Here is a 15688-nt window from a genome sequence, read left to right as displayed (position 1 = left end):
CGACCTGGGCGGTGCTCAGCGAAGCGAACGAGGCAGTCTTCAGCGCAGCCAGGTCTTCGGTTTGCAGGGCAACAATCGAGTCGGTGGTCAGCGCGCGTACCTGGGCGCTGCTCAGCGAGTTGGCCTGGGCGGTGGTCAGGGCCACCACTTGCGCGCTGGTCAGGGCGCCGATCTGGGTGCTGTTCAGGCCGGCAATGGTCGCGGTTTTCAGCGCAGCGAAGTCTTCGGTTTCCAGCGCGGTGATGGCGGCGCTGGTCAGTGCGTTCACCTGGGCGCTGCTCAGGGCGGCAGCCTGGCTGGTGGTCAGAGCCACGACCTGGTCGGTGGTCAGGGCTTTGACGGCGGCGGTGTTGAGCGCGGCAGCCTGGCCCGACGTCAGCTGGCCGATCTGATCGGTGGTCAGGCCGATGATCTGGGACGACTTCAGCGCAGCGATGCCAGCGGTGGTGATGCTGCTGATGTCTGCGGTTTCAATCGCGGCCAGGTTGGCCGACGACAGCGCGCCCACTTGCGCAGTGGTCAGGCCGGCGAACTGGTTCGAGGTCATTGCCACGATCTGGCTGGTGGTCAGGCCCGAGGCGACGTCGAGCGTGCTCATCGCGGCGAACTGGCCGCTGGTCAGACCCTGGATCTGATCGGTGGTCAGGGCAGCGACCTGGGCGGTGCTCAGCGAAGCGAACGAGGCAGTCTTCAGCGCAGCCAGGTCTTCGGTTTGCAGCACAGCGATCGAATCGGTGGTCAGGGCGCGTACCTGGGCGCTGCTCAGCGAGTTGGCCTGGGCGGTGGTCAGGGCCACCACTTGCTCGGTGGTCAGGGCGCCGATCTGGGTGCTACTCAGGCCAACCAGGGTCGCGGTTTTCAGCGCGGCAAAGTCTTCGGTTTCCAGCGCGGCGATGGACAGCGTGGTCAGCGCGCTCAGCTGACGGCTGCTCAGTGCACCAACCTGGTTGGTGGTCAGCGCGACGATCTGTTCGGTGGTCAGGATTTTGATCTGGCCGGTGGTCAGCCCGAGGATACCGTTGGCGCTCAAAGCGGCAAAATTAGTCGTACTCAGCAATGGAACATTGGCGCTCGAAATGGCGCCAACTTGGTTCGAGGTCAGTACCTGGAATTGATTGGTGGTCAAAGCTACCATCTGATCGGAGCTGAGCGCCGCGATATCGGCGGTCGCGATTGTCACGACCTGCTGGGTGCTCAGACCTGCGATCTGGCTGGTGGACATACTGGTAATGACGCTCATTGCATTTCTCCTAGAAGGGCGCTGATTCGATTTGCTGTCCGAAAACATCTGGTGCACGGCCCTACCGTTGCATCCGCGTCTTCCGCCAGTGGCATATTTGCCGTTTAACTACTTATTAGGTGCTACTTGCCGCGAACGCAAAACCGCGTGCGCACACATTCTTAACGTCAACATCCTGTTCAACTTGAGTAAACTGAAGAAGATTTATTGCTTTTCCCCAACCCAACCGTAGGCCGGAAACTCGTCCTGCTTGCTTACAAGGCGACCGCCGCGAGTCTTCCACTAAGTAAACTTATTCCCATACGGAAAAAAAACACATGTAATCTTTCATCCTGTCGCAAAACTTCGCCAAGTATTTGAAATCACTCATTTTTTTCTTTTATACGGATGTAAAACGGCGTAAAAAACTTGCTACGGAGGGCTAGTATAGCGTAATAAATTTCCGCAAGGAATTTATTTGCACGCCTGTCGCCACGCCGCCACGCTCAAAATAACAATGTTCAGAGGCTATCAACCATGTTGATTTGTTTACGTCGGCGAGCGGGGAGGATAAGGCTAGACTGTGCCGCAGAGATGTGACGCGATGATGACGTATGGAAATTTTCTATTGCGCCGCAGCGGGTTGTTGGCGGCGCCGCCACAACACCGCCAGGGTGGCGGCCAGCAGCACCAGCGCAAAGGCATTCAGGACAACAGTGGCGGAAGCGAAGCGCATCACCACGCCGAGGCTGACGCCGGCCTTGACGCTGAAGGCCGGGCCGTCGCCATGCGGAAAATAGCTGATCAACTGCACACTATAATAGAGCATCCCGCCCCACAGGCCGAAACGCGAGCGCCGCAGCGACAGCACGCCGGCCAGGAAACCCAGCAGCGCCACCGCGTGCAGCATCAGGTCGCCGGTCGGCGACGCCGCGCCGAGCAGGCCCAGGCTGACGGCCAGCGCCAGGCCGCTGTTCAGCAACAATACCCGGGCCAGCCATTTTTCCAGTGCCTGCATCCTGTCCTCATCCAAAGCGCGATTGATAGTCGCTGGGCGCCACGCCCAGCTGCGCGGCAAACGCGCGCCGCAGATTGTACTCGCTGCCGAAGCCGCTCTGGCGGGCGGCGCGCTTGACCGTCATGCCGGCCTGTTCCAGCAAGCCGCAGGCCGCCTCCATCCGCAGCCGCAGCAGCAGTTGCGCCGGCGACAGCCCGGCCTCCTGCTGCAAGTGGCGGTGCAGGGTGCGCACCGACACCGCCAGCGCGGCCGCCATCTGCTCGACATCCAGCTGCTGCTGCAGGCGCGGCCGCAGCCACGCGGTCAGGCGGCCGTGCAGGCCCTGCGGTTCGGCCTGGGCCAGCAATTCCGTGCTGAACTGGCGCTGGCCACCGGGGCGCTTGTAGAACACCACCAGCCGCTTGGCCACCGCCAGCCCGGCGGCGCGCCCCTGGTCCTCCGCCACCAGCGCCAGCGCCAGGTCAATGCCGGCGGCGATGCCGGCCGAGGTGTACAGCGCGCCGTCTCTGATATAAATGGCGTCTTCCTGCACGGTGATGGCTGGATATTGTGCTTGCAGCGCGGCGGCATCCTGCCAGTGAGTGACGGCGCGGCGGCCGTCCAGCAAGCCGGCGCGTGCCAGCACGAAGGCGCCGGTGCACACCGAGCAGCAGCGCGTCACCTGGCCGGCCGCCTGCACCAGCCAGTCGATCAGCGCGCCATCCAGTGCCGGACTGCCTTGCGGCCCCAGTTCCACCCCACGGCCGCCGGCGACGATCAGCGTGCTGCCGGCCAGCTCCGCCGGTTGCGGCAATGGCGCGGCCTGCACGGCGACGCCGGCGGTCGACATCACCAGGCCGGGTTCGGCCGCGATCATATTGATTTGATAAGGAGGCGGCAGACCGGCGTCACGCGCCTCGTCATTGGCGGTGGAAAACACCTGGGCGGGGCCGGTGGCGTCCAGCAGCAAAAAGCCGGGGTACACCAGTAGCCAGATCGGGATGGGTTTCATGTTGGCAGATATTCCACCATGGATGTCATTTGTGTCAATCGCCGCCATGCCAACATGGGCTAAAGGAGATCGCCATGACACGCACCGTAGGCATTTATATTTTCGACAACGTGGAGGTATTGGACTTTGCCGGCCCGTATGAGGTGTTCACCTGCGCCAGCCGGATGGCGGCCAAGATGGCGCCGGATGCGCCGCCGCCGTTCGCCGTGCGCACCATCGGCGCCAGCCGCGCACCGGTGCGCGCCCGCGCTGGCCTGGTGCTGCATCCGGAAGCCGACTTTGCCGATACCGGCCACATCGATGTCCTGCTGGTGCCGGGCGGCGTGGTGGATGCCGAACTGGGGCGGCCGGAAGTCATCGCCTGGATCGCCGCCAGCGCCGGCCGCGCCGAACTGACCGCGTCGGTCTGCACCGGCGCCCTGGTGCTGGCCGAGACTGGCATGCTGGACGGACTGGAAGCCACCACCCATTGGGATGACCTGGACGCGTTGCGCGCGGGCTGGCCCAAGGTCAAGGTCGCGGATGGCCGGCGCTGGATCGACACCGGCCGCGTAATCACATCGGCCGGCATCTCGGCCGGCATCGATATGTCGCTGCACCTGGTGGCGCGGCTGGCAGGCCAGGAACTGGCCGAACGCACCGCGCACCTGATGGACTACGACTGGCGCCGCGACTAGGCCGTCATAGCTTTTTCAGCTGCTCGCGCGCATAGATGGCGCTTGGGTGGTTGGGTGCCAGCGCCAGGAAGCTGGTGTAGGCCTGCCTGGCCTTCTCGTTGTCGTTCAGGTGCGCGCGGGCGTCGCCGAGGTTGAGATAGGCGATGGCGCGCGAGGTGTCGATCTGCAAGGTATTCTCAAACCAGCGCGCCGCCTCGGCATATTTCTCCTGCTTGTAATAGACGAAGCCGAGGTTGTTGGCGGCCAGGCCGAAGTCCGGCCGGTATTTCAGCGCCTCGGTGAACGCCGCCTCGGCCTGCGCGTACTGCTTCTCTTTATACAGTTGCAAGCCGCGGTCGTTGGCGCGCTGCGCCAGCTGGCGCGCCGACACATCAACCGGCTTCGGCGCCGCCAGTTTCTGCTCGCCGCCGTTGAGGTTCTTGACCACCACCGCATTGCCGTCGCCCTGCTGGCTGCGGGCGCTATCGAGCTTGCTGTTAAGCGCAATGGCGTCGGCCGGCAATTGCGTCGACTGCGCACTGAGGAACTCGGCCTCGACCGGCAGCTGGAACACGAACTCGCCGCCTTCCGAACCGGGCAGGCTGCCGAACGCCGGCGTCTGCTGCGACACGCTGGCCACCGCCGGCGCCACGTACGCGGCCAGCTCGGTGGCGGTGATCATGCCGTCGCCGTTGAGGTCGGCCTTGCCGTTCAGCGCCTGCAGCAAGGTCCAGGTGAACACCGAGTGGCCGCCGGGGCCGCCATCGGCCACCAGCTGGTCGGCGCCGCCGGCGGTCAGCATCTGGCGGCCGACGCGGCGCGCGTTGTCGCGCAGGAAGGCTTCGCTGCCGCCGCCGCGCGTCAGGCCCAGGCCGCTGTAGCAGGCGTCCATGACGAAAAACACGTGCTTGGCGTTGAGGCTTTCGGCAATGTTCTGCAAATCCGTCATTGGAATCGCGTCGACGCTGACCTGCTGCGGATCGGAATCGGCCGGGATGATGTAGCCGAGATTGCGGCCGGACGACAGCTGGCGCGTGGCGCCGTGGCCGGCGAAGAACACGAAGATCCGGTCATCCTTCTTTAGCCTGGCTTCGGCCAGCTTGTCGTGGAACAGCGCCAGGATGTTGTTGCGGGTCGCTTCGCCGTTGGTCAGCGTGAACACGCGCTCGCCGGCAAAGCCGAAGCGGTTGACCAGCGTGTCGCGGATGGCCTTGGCGTCCTGCACCGCGTATTGCAGCTTGGGCCACTTCTGGTAATCGTTGATGCCGATCACCACCGCGTAGCTGTTGGCATAGCCGGTGCTGATGGCGACCTGCTCCGGCGCCGGCCTGGTGCCCTTGGCCACCGTGAATTCCTGGCCATCCCAGGCGGCAAAGCTGTAGCCGTCGGCGATCAATTTATCCAGCACCATCGGCAGCGCCTTGACGCTGCGGTCGTGGATGTCATGGAACAGGATGATGCCGCGCTGCTCCTTGGCCAGCGTGCCCAGCACGCGGTTGGCGATCGAACTCGGCACCGGATCGGCCCAGTCCATCGAATCCACATTCCACATCACCGAGCGCAGCCCCAGCCTGGACAGGATGGCCAGCCCTTCGGCGTTGTGCGCGCCGTACGGGAAGCGGAACAGCGGCGAGCGGCGCTCGTCGGCCGCCTTCAGCGCGGTGTCGGTGTTGGCGATTTCGCCGTACAGCTTGTCACCGCTCTGCTTCGACAGCAGCGCGTGGCTGAAGCTGTGGTTGCCCACGGTATGACCGGCGTCGATCAGGCGCTTGCTCTCGTTCTTGTAGCGGCCGACGTTCTGGCCGACCTCGAAGAACACGCCCGGCACATTGTATTGCTTGAGAATGGCGGCGATTTCTTCCGTGTACGTGCCATGCGGACCGTCGTCAAAGGTCAGCACCACGGTTTTCGGCGGCAGCGTGTTGCCGAAGATTTCCTTGGCCGGCGCGGCGGCAGCACCAGCGGCCCCGGCCGCGGCGGCCGGCGGCTCCGGATACGGCACGATGACGCCGTAGTCCTTCATGATCTGCTCGCGGGTGTACAGCTTGCGCAGATGGGCGACATAGTCGTCCCACTTCTCGCGCCTGGGCGTGATGGCGCGCGCTTCAAAGCGCGAGAAGATATCGCTGATTTCCTTGTCGTACTGCTTTTCGATCTCTTCCAGCGCCGCCAGGTCTTCGCTGACGCGCTTGTGCAGCTTGATGGCCGGCAAGGTCTGGTCGGAAGCCGCCAGCTTTTGCAGCGACAGCAGCACTTCGCGGAACGCCAGCCGGTCGGCATCGAACAGGTCGGACGCCGATTCGATATACGACAGCAGACCATCGTAGGCGGCGTCGCGCCGGGCCGGCGGCAGCGCCTGGGTTTGCGCCAGCAGCGGCTGGATGCGCGTCAGGCGCTCCAGGTTTTCATGGAATAGTGACTGGCCAACCTGGTTGGCAGCCTTGCGGTCGGCGTCGTTCAGCGTTTTCTCATCGGCCAGCAGCACGATGATCTTGCGGTAATTGGCCAGCAGCGCCTGCAGTTCCGGCTGCAAGGCCGGCACGGCGGCGGCCTGGACCGATGCCGGAGCAGCAGCAGGCGCAGCGCCCGGCCTGCTGCGCAATACCACGCCGACGGCGGCCAGCGCGGCCACCACGGCGGCGACAATGATGATCTTGGATTTCATGGCAATTCTTTAGAGCAATGGAATCCGCATTCTATGACAAATTTGCTAATTTTTCACTTGATAACCATCGTTCAGTGTTTTGAGGAAGGCGACGATGTCGGCAATGTCGCCTTCATTCAGCAGCGGTTTGCCGCCAGCCTTGCCGCCGAACGGCGCTTCCATGTTGACGTTGCCGTCCATGCCTTCCGGCTGGTCGTCGAACTTGCGGCCTTGGTACCACTTCTTCGGCGCGGTGTCGCGGGTGGCGTAGAAGCGCACCACTTGCTCCAGGCTGCTGAAGCTGCCGTTGTGAAAATACGCCTTGCGCGTGGCCACATTGCGCAGCGACGGCGTCTTGAAGGCGCCGCAGTATTCCTTGTGATCCTTGAGGTCGGTGCGGTCCGGCCCGCACAGGCCGAGGTCGTAATACGCCGGATCGGCGTTGACCGCCAGCTTGCGGTTACGCGGCACGCCGATATTAATCAGGCCGTAGTCGGTGAATTGCGGAAACACGCCGCCCGGCGAAATCTGGCTGATGTGACAGGACGCGCAATTGCCCCTGGTCTCATCGTTGAACACGCGCAGGCCGCGCTGCTCCTGCGGGCTCAGCGTGACCTGCTTGCGCAGGTAGGCGTCGTACTTGCTGGTGTAGGGATAGAAATCGGTCGGGCTTTCCTGGAACACTTCCAGCGCCATCAGCGCCCCCTGCAGCGCGGCATTGGGCCGGCTGAAGATATCGTCGCCAAACACCTTGCGGAACTGCGGCGCCAGCGCGCCATCTTTTAGCCTGGCCAGCACGGCTGCTTCATCCTTATTGCCCATCTCGCGCGCCGACTGCAGCGGCCCCAGCGCCTGCTCATGCGCCGTCTGCGTGCGGCCGTCCCAGTTGTGGCCGCCGGTCGGGCCGGCATCGACGCTGTCATCGCCGTCATCGTCGTGATAGTGCTCGGTGAAGGCCGGCACGTTCTGGATGTAGCGCAGCGACGGCGTCGCGCGCGTGCCTTCGGTCCGGCCGTCGGGACCGCCCAGCTGCACCGCCAGATTGTTGCTGGGACTGTAGCCGTTGGCCGGGCTGTGGCAGCTGGCGCAGGCCAGCTTGCCCGACGCTGACAGGCTGGGCTCATTGAACATGGCGCGGCCCAGCGCGGTCAATTCCGGCACGGTCGGACGGCGGCCCACCGGCGGCGCGTAGGCGGCGCGGGGCGCGTCAGCAGCTGCGGCGGCAGCGGTGGCGGAAGATGCGGCGGCATGCTCAGGGGTGGATGGCTGGCACGCACTCAGCAGCGCAGCCACAGCAACTGTATAAATAATTTTCATGCGCGCAGCCTAGCAAAATGACGTGACCGCTACATGACAGTCATAGAACGATACAAAACGATACTTTTGCGACCTTCCCATTTCATCGTCCTGACATATTTGCTAAATAGCATGAGCCGCTTTCACCCACCACCCTCAAGGCAGAATGATGAAAACAAACTTGAAAACGGCACTGCGTCCTGTGCCGCTGTTGCTGTTGGCGACCGGCATCGGCGCCGGGCTGATCGCTTGCGGCAGCTCTTCCGACGGCGACGTGCCGTCCATGTCCGGCCAGGTGGTCGGCAGCTATTATGAAAACGCCGTGGTCTGTCTGGAGGGCAGCACCAAGCTGACCTGCGACAGCAGCTCGGGCACCGTGCGCACCGGCGCCGACGGCTCCTTCAAAGTCACCGGCGCCAACAGCGGCGCCTTGCTGGTCACCGTCGGCACCGACGCCATCCGCCACGACGCGCTGGGCGACGCCGGCACCAAGGTCACGCAGAAACTGGTGTTCCGTGCACCGAACGGTCACACCGGCATCATCGACGCCATCAGCACCGAGCTGACCGCGATCATGGACGCCAACGGCGGCGACTTCGCCAAAGCCAGCGCCCAGCTGGCCGCCCGCATCGGCGTCAGCGAAGCCAACCTGCTGGCCGACGTCAACAAAGTATCGGGTGACGACCAGGCCAGGCTGAAGACCGAAAACGACAACTTCACCGCCGTCATCGCCGCCGCCGGCACGCAGAGCGCCACCGCCGACGTGGCCAACGCCATCAGCGCCGGCGCCGCGCTGGGCAACATCAAGAACATCGTCGTCATCTACGCTGAAAACCGTGGCTTCGACAATCTGTACGGCCTGTTCCCAGGCGCCAACGGCGTACCGGGCGTAAACCCGACCTCGACCAGCGCCTACGTGCCGCAGAAGGACTACGACAACAGCACGCTGCCAGTGCTGCCGCCAACCTGGGGCGGCATGACCGCCGCAGGCCAGAGCCTGGTGATCACGCAGGCGCAAACCGCCAACCTGCCGAACAAGCCGTTCCAGATCGACGACGCCAACAGCCCGATCGCGATGCCGCAATCGGTCATCTCGCGCGACCTGGTGCACCGCTTCTACAACAACCAGATGCAGATCAACGGCGGCGCCAACGACAAGTTCGCCGCTTACTCGGACGCCGGCGGCCTGACCATGGGCTACTACGACGGCAGCAAAATGAAAATGTGGGACATCGCCAAGCAATACGCGCTGGCCGACAACCTGTTCATCGGCGCCTTCGGCGGCTCGTTCCTGACCCACCAGTACCTGATCTGCGCCTGCGCGCCGCAGTACCCGAACGCCGACACCTCGGTCGCGGCCGGCTCGATCGCCAAGATCGACGTCGACAGCAAGGGCAACTTCGTGCGCCTGACGCCATCGGCCACCGCGCCAAGCAGCGTGCTGAACGGCGCACCGGCCTACGCCAACGACGGCGCCATCACCCCGGCCGACTCGACCGGCATGTTCTACGCGGTCAACACCATGCAGCCGCCGTACCAGCCGAGCAGCAATGCGCCGGCCGCCAGCGACAGCAGCCACCTGTTTGCCGACACCAGCAAGTCCACCACCCTGCCGCCACAGACGCAGAAGAACATCGGCGACATGCTGACCAGCAAGAACGTCGACTGGGCCTGGTACTCGGGCGCCTGGAACAGCACCACCGCCAACGCCACCTCGGCCACCCGCGGCGCGTTTGCCAATCCGCCTAATTTCCAGTTCCACCACCAGCCGTTCAACTACTACGCCAATATGGACCCGGTGAAGAACCCGGCGTATCGCGCGGCGCACCTGAAGGACTACGACACCCAGTTCGTGGCCGATGTCGCAGCGGGCACCTTGCCGCCGGTGGCGTTCTACAAGCCGCAGGGTAACCTGAACCAGCACCCCGGCTACGCCTCGGTGGCCGACGGCGATGCACACATTGCCAGCGTGATCGCGCAGCTGAAAAAGAGCCCGCAGTGGAAGAACATGCTGGTGATCGTCACCTACGATGAAAACGGCGGCTTCTACGACCACGCTTCGCCGCCAAAAGGCGACCGCTGGGGTCCGGGCACCCGCGTGCCGGCGATCATCGTGTCGCCGTTCGTGAAAAAAGGCTCGGTCGACCATACCCAGTATGACTCGGCGTCGATCCTGCGCGCGATTACCCATCGCTTCAACCTGCCGGTGCTCGATGGCCTGACGGTGCGCGACAAGGCGCTGGCCGCCAACGGCGCCAAGCCGATGGGCGACTTCAGCGCGGCGCTGGCCCTGACGCCGCAGGAGTAGTCAGTCCGGCGCGGTGCAGCCAGCGATACAGCAGCGGCAGCACCAGCAACGTCAGCGCAGTCGAGGACAGTATCCCCCCGATCACCACCGTGGCCAGGGGACGCTGGACCTCCGCACCGGTGCCGGTGGCAATCGCCATCGGCACGAACCCCAGCGACGCCACCAGCGCCGTCATCAACACCGGCCGCAGTCGCGCCAGCGCCCCTTCGCGCACCGCCTGCTCCACATTACGTCCCTCCTCGCGCAGCTTGCGGATCGCCGACACCAGCACCAGCCCATTGAGCACCGCCACGCCGGATAGCGCGATAAACCCCACCGCCGCCGATATCGACAACGGTATGCCGCGCAGCGCCAGCGCCGCCAGCCCGCCGGTCAACGCAAACGGTATCCCGCTGAACACCAGCAGCCCGTCCTTCAAATTGCCGAACATGGCAAACAGCAGCAGCAACACCAGCGCCAGCGCCGCCGGCACCACAATCTTCAAGCGCTGCGAAGCCGACTGCAACTGTTCGAACTGCCCGCCCCACGTAGTCCAGTAACCGGCCGGGATCTTCACCTGCTGCAAACGCTGCTCCGCCTCGGCCACGAACGATCCCATATCCCGCCCGCGCACATTGGCGCTGATGACCACGCGTCGCTTGCCGTTCTCGCGGCTGATCTGGTTCGGCCCCGGTGCAATCGCAAAGGTCGCCACCTCACCCAGCGGAATGAAATTGCCGCCACCGGGCAAAGGTAACGGCAAGCGCTTCATCGCTTCCAGATCGCTGCGCAGCGCATCCGGCAACCGCACCACGATATCGAAGCGGCGGTCACCTTCGAACAGCGTGCCCGCCTCCCTGCCGCCGATGGCCGTCGCCACCACCTCCTGCACATCGCCGACATTAAGGCCGTAACGCGCCGTCTTCGCGCGGTCGATATCCACCGTCAGCACCGGCAGGCCGCTGGTCTGCTCCACCTTGACCTCCTGCGCGCCATCGACTTTGCCCAGCATGGCCGCGATGCGCGCCGCGGTAGCGTTCAGCACCGCATCGTCATCGCCAAACAGCTTGACCGCGACATCGCTGCGCACACCCGAAATCAGCTCATTGAAACGCAACTGGATCGGCTGCGAAAACTCATACGCATTGCCGGGCAGCTGCGCCACCGCAGCCTGTATCGCCGCCAGCAGCTGCGCATGCGACTTCTTCGGCTTGGGCCACTGCGCCTCCGGCTTGAGCATGATGTAGCCGTCCGAGATATTCGGCGGCATCGGGTCGGACGCGATTTCCGCCGTGCCGGTGCGCGCAAACACGCGCTCAATCTCGGGGAACTGGCGCATCAGGGTCAACTCCACCTGCTTCTGCATCTCCACCGACTGCGTCAGGCTGGTGCCGGGAATGCGCAAGGCCTGCATGGCGATGTCGCCCTCGTTCAGGGACGGCACGAACTCGCTGCCCATGCGCATCGCCAGCAGCAGCGACAGCGCTACCGCGATGCCGGCGAACGACAGCACCACCGGCGCGTTGCCCAGCGCGCGTTCCAGCAGCACGCCATACCAGCGGTCGATGCGCGGCGTGTGCTTCTCCACCACGCTGTCGCCGATGAACAGCGCCACCGCCGCCGGAATGAACGTCACCGACAGGATCATGGCGCCGGCCAGCGCCATCACCACCGTCAGCGCCATCGGATGGAACATGCGGCCTTCCACGCCCGTCAGCGCGAAGATCGGCAGGTACACCACCATGATGATCAGCTGCCCAAACAGCAGCGGCCTGCGCGACTCCCTCGCCGCCGCAAAGACCTCATCGAATTTTTCCGCGCGCGTCAAAGGCCGGCCCAGTGTGGCCTGCGCATGCGCCAGCCGCCGCACGCAGCTCTCGACGATGACCACCGCGCCGTCAACGATGATGCCGAAGTCCAGCGCGCCGAGACTCAGCAGATTGGCGCTAACTTTGTACGCCACCATGCCGCTGAAGGTGAACAGCATCGCCAGCGGAATCACCATCGCGGTGATCAGCGCCGCCCGCAGATTGCCGAGGAAGAGGAACAGCACGGCGATCACCAGCACCGCGCCTTCCAGCAGGTTTTTCCTGACCGTGCCGATGGCTTTATCTACCAGCGTGGTGCGGTCATACACCGTGACCGCCTGCACCCCGGGCGGCAGGCTGCGGTTGATGACCGCCATCTGCCTGTCCACAGCCTGCGACACCGCGCGGCTGTTCTGCCCGATCAACATGAAGACCGTGCCCAGCACCACCTCGCGTCCGTTCTCGGTGGCGGCGCCGGTGCGCAGTTCGCGGCCGATATCGACATCGGCCACGTCGCGCACGCGCACCGGCACGCCGTCCACGCTGCGCAGCACGATGTTGCGAATGTCTTCCAGCGACTTCACCTGGCCCGGCGCGCGCACCAGCAGCTGTTCGCCGCGCTTCTCGATGTAGCCGGCGCCGGCGTTGCCGTTGTTGCGCTCCAGCGCCAGCACCACGTCCTGCAACGTCAGCCCATAGGAAGCGAGACGCTGCGGCTGCGGCGCCACTTGATACTCCTTGGCGTAGCCGCCGATGGAATTGATCTCGGTGACGCCGGCCACATTGCGCAACTGCGGCTTGACGATCCAGTCCTGGATTTCGCGCAGGTCGGTCGGCGTGTAGGGTGTGCCATCGGCCTTCTTCGCATCGGGCCTGGCTTCCACAGTCCACAGATAGATTTCACCGAGTCCGCTGGAGATGGGACCCATGGCCGGCGTGATCCCGGCCGGCAGCTGCGCGCGCGCCTCCTGCAACCGTTCGCTGACCATCTGGCGCGCGAAGTAGATGTCGGTGCCGTCCTTGAACACCACGGTGATCTGCGACAGGCCGTAGCGCGACAGCGAGCGTGTTTGCTCGATGCGCGGCAGGCCGGCCAGCACCATCTCCAGCGGCACGGTAACGCGCTGCTCGGTCTCCAGCGGCGAGTAGCCGGCTGCCGCTGTGTTGATCTGCACCTGCACGTTGGTGATGTCCGGCACGGCGTCGATCGGCAGCTTGCCGTAACTGACGACGCCCAGCGCCGCCATCGCGGCCACCATCAGCAGAACCAGCCAGCGCTGGTCGATGGCGTAGCGGATAAGTCGTTCAAACATGGTCGTCTCCCGCCTCAATGTTCATGTTCCGCGCTGTCCTTGCCCAGTTCCGCCTTCAGCACATAGCTGTTGGCGGCGGCGTAGACGGCGCCTGCGGACAGTCCTTGCAGGATCTCGGTCAGCTTGCCGTCGCTGCGGCCCGGCTTTACCGGCTGCGCCACGAAGCCTTGCCTGGTGCGCACAAAGACGGCGGGCTGGCCATCGACTGTTTGCAGCGCGCCTGAAGCCACGGTGACGGCGGCCTCGCTCAGGCCCGATTGCACGTCGACGTTGACGAACAGGCCGGGACGCCAGGCGCGCTGCGGATTGGCCAGCGCCACGCGGGCGTTGGCGGTGCGGGTCTGCTCGCCCAGCAGCGATCCGACGTAACTGATCTTGCCGCTGGCCTGCGCTTCGAACGCCGAGGCGCGCACGATGACGCTTTCGCCGACGCGCACGCGGTTCAGGTCTTGCGCTGGCACGGCGAAATCGGCCCACACCGTGGTCAGGTCGGAGATGGTGAAGACGTTGGCGTCTTCCTTGATCGCCTCGCCGAGGGCGAGATGCTTTTCCATCACCACGCCGTCGAACGGCGCACGCAGCTGCAGTTGATTGAGCTGCGCCCCTGCTGCCGCGCCGGCGCCAAGAACGCTGAGTTTCTGCTTCGCGTTCTGGACGGCGATGTCCGCTTCGTTCATCGCCTGGCGGGCTTGCAGGTAATCCTGTTCGGCGGAGATTTTGTCCTGCCACAGTCTGCGTTCGCGTTCCAGCGTGGTGCTGGCCAGCGCCAGCCGACGCTGCGCGGACAGCAGTTCGCTGCGCTGTTCCGACAAGGCGCTGCTGGCTACGACCGCCAGCAACTGCCCGCGCTTGACGGTCTGGCCCAGTTCCGCGTGTACGGCCACCACCACGCCAGCCAGCTTGGGCACCACGTGCGCGGTGCGGTCTTCGTTGAAGCGGATCTCGCCCGGCAGCGTGAGGATGGTGCTGATCTGCGCCGGCGCGGCGGTCGCCAGCACGATGCCGGCCGTCTTGATCTGCGCCTCGTTCAGCGCGATGACCTCCGGTACCGCGTCGGCAGCTGCGACGCGGCCCGCTACGCCGGTCGATGCTGCGGCCACAGCGCTGCCGTCATCGCCGTGGCCGTCGTCGTCATGGGCGTCGCCGCGCGGCTTGAGGAGGAGCGCCGCCAACAGCAGCGCGATAACCACCATGACGGCGATGATGATGGTCTGTTTCTTACTCATATGCTGCTCCGGTCAAACGCAAGATGGCGGCCTGCGCGCGATGCGCGTCGGCCAGCGTGGTGAGGTAGTGGGACTGTGCCTGCAACAGCGTGCGCTGCGCATCCAGCACGTCGAGGAAGCCGAACTTGCCGTACTCGAAGCCAGTACTGACCGCGTCATACGCGCTCTGCGCCCCCGGCAGGATCTCGCCCTGCAAGGCCAGCGCCTGCGCGCGCGCCGACGCATACTCTTCCCGCGCCTGCACCAGCTCCGCCTCCAGCCGCGACGCCGTCGCCGTCACCCCGTCACGCGCCTGATCGACGCGCCGCGATGCAGCCAATACCGCCCCCTGATTGCGATCGAACAGCGGCAACGGCAGCGACACGCCAAACACCGCCTGCGTGCGCCCCAGTTCCTCCGAGCGTTTGCTACCGATCGTCAGCGCCACATCCGGCGCGCGGCGCGACAACTCGACTTGCGCCGTCGCCTGCCGCTGCGCCAACTCCGCGTGTGCCACCTGCATGGCCGGCGCCTGCGCCAACAGCGCGCGCTGCGCCGCCAGCGACGGCAACTCCGGCAGCGCCGCCATCTCGCCGGCAGCCTGCGCAAAGCACGGCGCCGGATTGCTCCACAACGCCGCCAGCCGCGCACGCGCCGTCGCCAGCGCGCTGTGCGCCCGTATCAGGTCCAGCTTGACCGTGGCCGCCGCCACCTGCGCGCGCGTCTCCTCCACCGGCGACACCTTGCCGGCCACCACGCGCCGTCCGGTCGCGCTGGCCGCGCGCTGCGCCAGTTCGGACGCCTGCTGCGCCAGACGCAATTGCTCCTGCGCCGCCAGCACCGCAAACCACGCCGCCGCCGTCTCCGCGCGCACCTCGGCCCGGCGCTGCACCAGCAACGCCGCCACGCCCTCGCGGCCACGCTGTGCCGCCTGCATGCGCGCCGCGCGCTTGCCGCCCAGTTCCAGCGGCTGGCTCAGTTGTAAAGTGGTCTCACGCGTATCCCGGCGCGTATCGACGCGTTCCACGCTCAGGGAAGGATTAGGCAGCAAGCCCGCCTGCTGCACCACGCCGTCTTCCGCCAGCAGCGCATGCCGCGCCGCCGCCAGATCGGCATGGGACGTATCCGCCAGCGCCAACGCTGCGGACAGCGTCAACGGCGCGCACGGCTCCACCACGGCCTGCGCGCACGCAGGCCACGCCGCTAACCATAGCGGCAAAAATATCTTGAACATCGAATTCTCCGAGTTAA

Annotated in this window: 9 protein-coding genes and 1 pseudogene; 2 read left to right on the top strand and 8 right to left on the bottom strand. The window is 65.3% G+C overall.

The window, feature by feature from the left end:
- From GTP55_RS28105 to GTP55_RS28095, 3 genes and pseudogenes are all read right to left on the bottom strand, one after another.
- Positions 1-1240, bottom strand: a pseudogene (locus tag GTP55_RS28105) (heme utilization protein); the annotation flags it as partial.
- 604 nt (positions 1241-1844) lie between these two features.
- Positions 1845-2237: a hypothetical protein gene (locus GTP55_RS28100; protein WP_161048073.1), complete on the bottom strand. Its 393-nt coding sequence runs from the start codon at positions 2235-2237 to the stop codon at positions 1845-1847.
- A 7-nt stretch (positions 2238-2244) separates the two neighbouring features.
- Positions 2245-3228: a GlxA family transcriptional regulator gene (locus tag GTP55_RS28095; RefSeq protein ID WP_161048072.1), complete on the bottom strand. Its 984-nt coding sequence runs from the start codon at positions 3226-3228 to the stop codon at positions 2245-2247.
- Positions 3229-3302: 74 nt separating this feature from the next.
- On the opposite strand from GTP55_RS28095, the gene GTP55_RS28090 reads away from it, so the two are divergent.
- The gene (locus GTP55_RS28090) at positions 3303-3905 is read left to right on the top strand and encodes a DJ-1/PfpI family protein (RefSeq protein WP_161048071.1); all 603 of its coding nucleotides are present in this window, start codon (positions 3303-3305) and stop codon (positions 3903-3905) included.
- A 4-nt stretch (positions 3906-3909) separates the two neighbouring features.
- Here GTP55_RS28090 and GTP55_RS28085 read toward each other — a convergent pair whose 3' ends face one another.
- Positions 3910-6549, bottom strand: a complete 2640-nt coding sequence (locus GTP55_RS28085; protein WP_161048070.1) for a polysaccharide deacetylase family protein — start codon at positions 6547-6549, stop codon at positions 3910-3912.
- A gap of 45 nt (positions 6550-6594) precedes the next feature.
- Positions 6595-7845, bottom strand: a complete 1251-nt coding sequence (locus GTP55_RS28080) for a cytochrome-c peroxidase (protein WP_161048069.1) — start codon at positions 7843-7845, stop codon at positions 6595-6597.
- 160 nt (positions 7846-8005) lie between these two features.
- Between GTP55_RS28080 and acpA the strand changes: the two genes are divergently transcribed.
- Entirely contained in the window at positions 8006-10132 is a 2127-nt protein-coding gene (acpA, locus tag GTP55_RS28075) for an acid phosphatase (RefSeq protein ID WP_371868472.1), read from the top strand.
- Here the strand turns inward: acpA and GTP55_RS28070 are convergent.
- From GTP55_RS28070 to GTP55_RS28060, 3 genes are read right to left on the bottom strand one after another with little or no spacing between them, the layout of a single operon-like run.
- Entirely contained in the window at positions 10098-13232 is a 3135-nt protein-coding gene (locus GTP55_RS28070) for an efflux RND transporter permease subunit (RefSeq protein ID WP_161048067.1), read from the bottom strand. The genes acpA and GTP55_RS28070 overlap by 35 nt on opposite strands.
- A gap of 14 nt (positions 13233-13246) precedes the next feature.
- A complete protein-coding gene (locus GTP55_RS28065; protein WP_161048066.1) occupies positions 13247-14458 on the bottom strand; it encodes an efflux RND transporter periplasmic adaptor subunit in 1212 nt (403 codons plus the stop codon).
- Entirely contained in the window at positions 14451-15671 is a 1221-nt protein-coding gene (locus GTP55_RS28060) for a TolC family protein (protein ID WP_161048065.1), read from the bottom strand. Before GTP55_RS28060 ends, GTP55_RS28065 begins: the two co-directional genes overlap by 8 nt.
- Positions 15672-15688: the final 17 nt, after the last annotated feature.

The organism is Duganella margarita, from assembly GCF_009857535.1.
In the GTDB taxonomy this organism is placed as follows: Bacteria; Pseudomonadota; Gammaproteobacteria; order Burkholderiales; family Burkholderiaceae_D; genus Rugamonas; species Rugamonas margarita.
Note: the sequence above shows the minus strand (reverse complement) of the source record. Positions and strands in the feature narration are given on the sequence as shown.